Here is a 6,322-nt window from a genome sequence, read left to right as displayed (position 1 = left end):
GCCCGCGGGGCGCGCCCGAGCGCGGCGTCGCCGAGCGTTCCGGTGACGGCGACGAGGTCGCCCGCGCGCGCGCCGCTGCGCAGCAGCGCCCGCCCCTCGGGGACCGCGCCGATGACGGTGACGGTGACGGACAGCTCGGACGCCCGCGTGACGTTCCCACCGGCCACGGCGATGCGGTGGCGCCGCGCGCAGGCGCCGAGCCCGCGGCCGATGCGCACGATCTCGGCGGCGCCCACGCCGGGCGGCACGCCCAGGCACACGAGCGCCCACAGCGGTCGCGCGCCCATGGCGGCGAGGTCCGACAGGTTCACGGCGAGCGCCTTCCAGCCGACGTCCTCCGGCGAGAAGGCGCGGTCGAAGTGGACGCCAGCCACCACCGCGTCGGCGGTGGCGACGAGCTCCTCGCCCCGAGGCGCGGCGAGCACCGCCGCGTCGTCGCCGGGGCCGACCCGCACGCCCTCGCCGCGGAGCGGCAGGGCGTTCGTGAAGCGGCGGATGAGCTCGAACTCGCCGGGCGGCGGCCGCCTGGGCATGCCGCGCTAGGAGGCGCGCCCGACGGCGGCGAGCGGGACGATGGGGGTGTAGGCGGGCGCGACGCTCGGGCGGAGCGGCAGCACGAGCGAGAAGGTCGTGCCCACGCCGGCCGTGGAGCGCAGCCCCACCTCGCCGCCGTGCGCCTCCACGAAGCTCTTCACGATCGCGAGGCCGAGGCCGGCGCCGCCGTACTCGCGCGTGGACGAGCCGTCCACCTGGTAGAAGACGTCGAAGACCTTGCCGAGGTGCTCCTCGGCGATGCCGATGCCGCTGTCCGCCACGTGGATCGCGAGCCGATCGCCCGCGAGCGCCTCGGCGAAGACCTTGATCGCCCCGCCCGCGGGCGTGAACTTCACCGCGTTCGAGCAGAGGTTCACGAGGCACTGGCGGAGCTTGTCGCGGTCGGCCTGGATGCGGGGCATCGCGCCCGCCTCGCAGGAGATCTTGAGCCCCTTCTTGCGCGCGAGCGGGAGCACGGTCGCCACCGCGTCGCGCATGATCTGGGTGGCGTCGACGTCGGAGAGCACGAGCCGCACCCGGCCGGCCTCGATCTTGGAGATGTCGAGGATCGAGGTGATGAGCTGCAGGAGGTTCTCGCCCTTCTCCATGATGATGCCGAGGTACTCGCGCTGCTCGGCGGTGAGCGGGCCGCCGAGCCCCTCGAGCATCATCTCCGAGTAGCCGATGACGCTCGTGAGCGGGGTGCGCAGCTCGTGGCTCATGGTGGCGAGGAAGTTCGACTTGAGCCGGTCGAGCTCCTTCAGCTTCGCGTAGCTGTCCTCGAGCTCGCGGTTCTTCTCCTGCAGCTCGCGGTAGCTCTCCTGCACCGCCTCGATGTGGAGCTTCGCGGCGATGAGGCTCTTGTGGCCGGTGAAGACCATCACGTCGAGGAGATCCATGAAGTGCTTCAGGATCTTCTCGGCGGTGGCGACCGAGACGCGCCGGATCTTCTGCTGGTAGCCCTTCGCGAGGTCCGCGTCGAAGTCGGGCGCGATGGCGGTGAGGGACGCGGGCAGCTCGGCGAGGTCGTCCGGGACGAACGGGCCGAACACCACCCGGCCGAGGAGGTCGCCCTCGTAGAGGATGGGCTGCACCACGTAGCGGCAGCCGGAGAAGCACTGCACGACGAGCGCGGTGGGCTCCTCCGGGAGCGGCTCGCCCTTCGCCTTGCCCACCGTGGCGATGCAGCCCTCGCGGCCGGCGGCCTTCGACCAGATGTAGCCGCAGAAGTCGGCGTTCCCCACCCGCACGTCCACGAGCTTGTTGCCCGCCTCGTCGAACACCTTGATCCCGACGCGGTACAGCTCGGAGAACGAATGGCACACGTCGCCGAACGCCCGGAGATCGAGCAGATCCCCGAGCGGCAGCCGCTGCTGCAGGAAGGACGGCGGCAGCGTCATCGCGCCGGCGCCTCCGCGAGCCGCGAGCCGCGCACGTCCACGTGCGAGAAGATCTGGCCGAGGAACTCGCGCTCCGACACCTGCCAGGTGGCCTCGAGGCCGAACCGCTTGTCGAGGGTGCGGTAGGTGACCTGGAGCAGCGCGTGCAGGGTCTCGAGGACGCCGTCGCCGCGGATCGCCACCGCCGGCACGATGCGCGGCTGGATCACGCGGAGCAGATCGCCGAGCTCGCCGTCGCCGCGCGCGTCGTCGAGGTCCCGCTTGTTCATCTGGATGACGATGGGCAGGGAGCGGTAGTCGAGCCCGTTCGCCTCCAGGTTCTTCAGCATGTTGTTCCAGTAGGCGAGCGTGGGCGCGGCCTCGCTGCGGCGCGAGTCGGCGACGAACACGACCGCGTCGGTGCCCTGCAGCACGATGCGCCGGGTGGACTCGTGCATCACCTGGCCAGGCACCGTGTACAGCTTCAGCTTCACCTTCACGCCCGCCCGGGTGCGGAAGAAGACGGGCATCATGTCGAAGAAGAGCGTCCGGTCGTCCTTGGTGTCGAGCGTCATGAGACGCCCGCGGATCTTCGGATCGATCTTCTGGAAGAGCGACTGGAGATTCGTCGTCTTCCCGGACAGCGCCGGGCCGTAATAGACGACCTTGACGACGATCTCGCGCGTGTCGGCGTTGAACTGGGCCATACGGTCGGTGGGGGCGGCGTTTCGCCCGAGGGGCTACTCTAACCGATCGGCGCGCGATCCCCGACGCCCCCGGCGGTGAACGGACGCCCGCTCGGACGGGGAGCCGGTGCTCCCTCGACGCACACCGGGCCCGGGATCACGGCCGGTGCGCCGGGGCGCGCCCGCCCTTCTCCCACCAGGCGCGCGCCTCCTCCACGCTCCGGAGGAGCGGGCTCCTCGGCAGGGTCGCGAGGAAGGCGCGGCCGTAGCCCTTCGTGACGAGGCGCCGGTCGAGGATCGCGACGAGGCCGCGATCGTCGCGGGTGCGCACGAGCCGGCCGAAGCCCTGGCGCAGCGCGAGGGCCGCCGCCGGCACCGACAGCTCGGAGAAGCCGTCCCGCCCCTCCGCCTCGAGCGCGCGCAGCCGGGCCGCCACGACCGGGTCACCCGGCGGCGCGAACGGGAGCCGGTCGATCACCACGAGCGACAGGGCGTCGCCCGGGACGTCGACGCCCTCCCAGAAGCTCGCCGTCGCGAAGAGCACCGACGGCTCGGCGCGGAACGCCTCGAGGAGCCGCGCCTTGGGGCGCTCCCCCTGGAGCAGCACCTGGTAGGGCAGGTCGCGGAGCGCCGCGTGCAGCGCGAGCATGTTGCGGTTCGAGGTGCAGAGCACGAAGGCGCGGCCGCCGGTCACCTCGGTGAGCGCGCGGATCGCGCCGGCGGCGGCGTCGAGGAAGCCGGGCGCGTTCGGCTCGGGGACCGTGGCGGGCGAGACGATGGCCGCCTGGCGCGGGAAGTCGAACGGGCCGGGATAGCGCGCCTCGTCCACGTCGAACTCGGGGGCGAGGCCGACCTGGCGGCGGAAGTAGTCGAAGCGCCCCTGGGCGGCGAGCGTGGCGCTCGTGAAGATCACCGTGTCGGTGCGCCGGTAGAGCCGGGCCTGCAGCTCCTCGGCGACGTCGATGGGCGCCGCGCGCAGGAACACGCCGCGCCCGCGCGCCTCGGCGAAGTACACCCGGGAAGGCTCCTTCATCGCCGTGACCGCCGCGAGCTCCACCCGCAGCTCGCCGGCGCGCCGCGCGATCTGCGCGAGCTGCGGCGCCTCGGCCTCGGCGAGGAGCTCGCGCAGCGCCTCGAGCGCGGAGTCGAGGCGCGCCTGGTCGCGCTCGCACGGCGCGAGGATCTCCTCGGCGAGCGGCGCGCGCACGCTCTCCTCCTCCGCGAGACGCCGCGCGCTCCGGCCCCGCGGGGCGCCGCGCGCGCCGAAGCCGCGCGACGGCCCGGCCCCGGCGCCGCCCGCGCGCAGGCCGTCGGCGACCGCCTGGAAGAACCGCTCGCCGGCCCGGCGCAGCTCGCCGGTCGCGTCGCGCATCATCGACGCGAGGTCAGGGCGGTCGCCCACCGCGCGCAGCGCGTCGCGGCCGAGCTCGTCCACCCGGTACGAGGAGACCTGGAGCCCGAAGTACTCGGTCGCGACCTCCTCGATGGCGTGCGCCTCGTCGAAGATCACGACGTCGTAGTCGGGGAGGATCTCCACGCCCGCGCGGCTCGTGCGCATGGCGAGGTCCGCGAAGAACAGGTGGTGGTTCACGAGGAGCACGTCGGACTGCCCGGCGAGCGCCCGCGCCCGCGTGACGAAGCAGTCCTCGTAGCGCTCGCACTCGCGGCCGGTGCAGGTCTCGGTCGTCGCCGACAGGTCCTTCCAGGTGTGGAGCTGGTCGGGCAGGTCGAGCTCGCTGCGGTCGCCGGTCTCGGTGGTGCGCGCCCACGCCTCGATGACCGGCCAGAGCGCCGCCTCCTCGCGCGCCGCGAAGGTCGGCGCCCGCGCGAACTCCGCCCCGCGCGCGAGGCAGTAGTAGTTCGAGCGGCCCTTCAGGTAGGCGGCGGCGAAGTCGAGCCCGCACCGCTCGCGCAGGAGCGGGATGTCCTTCCCCCAGATCTGCTCCTGCAGGGTCTTCGTGGCGGTCGAGACGATGACCCGCCGCCCGGAGAGCGCCGCGGGGACGAGGTAGGCGAGGGTCTTGCCGGTGCCGGTGCCGGCCTCGGCGACGAGGTAGCGCCGCTCGCGCAGCGCGCGCTCGACGGCGCGCGCCATCTCGAGCTGGTCCTCGCGATGCTCGTAGCCGGGGAGGGCCCCGGCGATGCGGCCGTCCGGGCCGAGGACGTCCTCGACGGTGAGCGCGGCGGGTGCGGGGATCAGGATCGGGCTCCGAGCGGTGCGAGGAGGTGGAAAGCGGCGAACGCGGCCGCGCCGAGGAGCGCCGCCGCGACGACGAGGAGGAGGCGCCGGAGCCCCACCGAGCGGGCGGGGGTGGGCGCGCTCCTCGGCAGGAGCGCGAACCCCTGCACCGTCGCCCGGCGGATCACCTCGTCGCGGAAGCGCGCCGCGAAGGGATCCTCCGGGCGCGCGGCCAGGGCGTCGCGGTAGCGCCGGCCGGCGACGGCGAGCCCGGCGAGATCGTGGAAGCGCGCGAGGTAGGCCCCATGCACCGCCTCGTCCTCCCATGCGGCCACGACGCGCGCCCAGGCCTCGGCCTCGCCGGGGTCCGCCTCCGGCTCCGGCGCGGAGGCGCGGAGGGTCTCGTCGGGCGACGTCATGGGACCGGCGAGTCTAGCCGATCACGCCCCGGCGCCGAACGCCGTCCCGCGAACCGGAGGGGCCTGGCGATCGCCCGCTAGAACGAGATGGGGACGGGGACGAAGGTCGCGAAGAACAGGAGCAGTGACAGGATCGCGATCGCCCGCCGGCCCGGCCCGAGCGGCTCCTCCTCGAGCGCGGCCGGGTGGCCGAGCCCGACCACGAAGCGGGTGAGGAACCACCAGATGAGCCAGCTCCAGGAGCCGAAGACTCCGGCGAGGAGCAGCCCGGCGCTCGTGACGCGCGCGAGGACGTGCGCGCGCCGGCGGCCGAAGAGCGCGTAGAGCACGTGGCCGCCGTCGAGCTGCCCGGCCGGCACGAGGTTCAGCGCGGTGACGAGGAGGCCGAGCGAGGCGGCGACGGCCACGGGGTGCATCACGACGTCGGTGCCGGGCGCGAGCGGGCCGACGACGAGCCGCTGTGCGGCGAGCGTGAGGAGGCTGTGGCCGAAGTGGATCACCTCGCCCGTGCCCTCCGGCGACGGTCGGCCCGAGAGCCAGGAGAGGAGCATCCCGAACGGTGAGACGGGCGAGCTCGCCGCCGAGACCGCCTGGACCTCGGAGTGCGCGAGCCCCCACACGAGCAGCGGGAGCGCCACGAGGAGCCCGGCGAGCGGGCCCGAGGCGCCGATGTCGAGGAGCGCGCGCCGGGACGGGATCGGCGAGCGCATGCGGATCACCGCCCCGAGCGTGCCGACGCCGAAGGGAACGGGGATGAAGTACGGCAGCGTCGTGTCCACGCGCGCGCGGCGGGCGAGCAGGTAGTGGCCCATCTCGTGGGTGAAGAGGATGCCGACGAGCGAGAGCGCGAAGGGGAGCCCCTCGAGGAGCACGGCCGGCGCATCGCGGACGCGCCCGAGGAGCTCGCCGATGGTGCGCACGTCCGCCGCGGCGGGCGAGAAGAGCAGCCCCGCCCATCCCGTCGTCGCGAGCGTCGCGAGGAAGAGCGCGAGGTTCGCCGCGGGGAAGCGGGCTCGCGGCCGGGGCCGCACGAGGACGTCGTCCATCCCCAGACAAGCTAGTGGCGGCCCCGGGCGCGGGCACGGGCAGGCAGGCGCCCGCTCCGGGGCGGCCCCCATCCCGAGC

At 74.0% G+C, this 6,322-nt stretch carries 6 protein-coding genes; all 6 read right to left on the bottom strand.

The features are described 5' to 3' along the window. A partial coding sequence (thiL, locus tag MNY62_RS11260) for a thiamine-phosphate kinase (RefSeq protein ID WP_242344252.1) occupies positions 1-533 on the bottom strand: 533 nt, incomplete at its 3' end. Between the two features lie 6 nt (positions 534-539). Then, entirely contained in the window at positions 540-1,934 is a 1,395-nt protein-coding gene (locus MNY62_RS11255) for a sensor histidine kinase (protein ID WP_242344251.1), read from the bottom strand. After that, positions 1,931-2,620: a GTP-binding protein gene (locus tag MNY62_RS11250; RefSeq protein ID WP_242344250.1), complete on the bottom strand. Its 690-nt coding sequence runs from the start codon at positions 2,618-2,620 to the stop codon at positions 1,931-1,933. The genes MNY62_RS11255 and MNY62_RS11250 overlap by 4 nt, the downstream gene beginning before the upstream one ends. 136 nt (positions 2,621-2,756) lie before the next feature. Continuing rightward, positions 2,757-4,694, bottom strand: coding sequence for an ATP-dependent DNA helicase (locus tag MNY62_RS11245; RefSeq protein ID WP_242344249.1), 1,938 nt, complete (start codon positions 4,692-4,694; stop codon positions 2,757-2,759). Positions 4,695-4,795: 101 nt separating this feature from the next. Next, positions 4,796-5,197: a hypothetical protein gene (locus MNY62_RS11240; RefSeq protein WP_242344248.1), complete on the bottom strand. Its 402-nt coding sequence runs from the start codon at positions 5,195-5,197 to the stop codon at positions 4,796-4,798. Positions 5,198-5,274: 77 nt separating this feature from the next. Beyond that, on the bottom strand, positions 5,275-6,243 hold the full coding sequence (locus MNY62_RS11235) for a site-2 protease family protein (RefSeq protein ID WP_242344247.1): 969 nt from the start codon (positions 6,241-6,243) through the stop codon (positions 5,275-5,277). Positions 6,244-6,322 lie beyond the last annotated feature (79 nt).

Origin of the sequence: Anaeromyxobacter terrae (genome assembly GCF_022690685.1) — a bacterium.
Classification (GTDB): Bacteria; Myxococcota; Myxococcia; order Myxococcales; family Anaeromyxobacteraceae; genus Anaeromyxobacter; species Anaeromyxobacter terrae.
The sequence above is the reverse complement of the archived record's forward strand: the minus strand, read 5'-3'. Positions and strand labels throughout refer to the sequence as shown.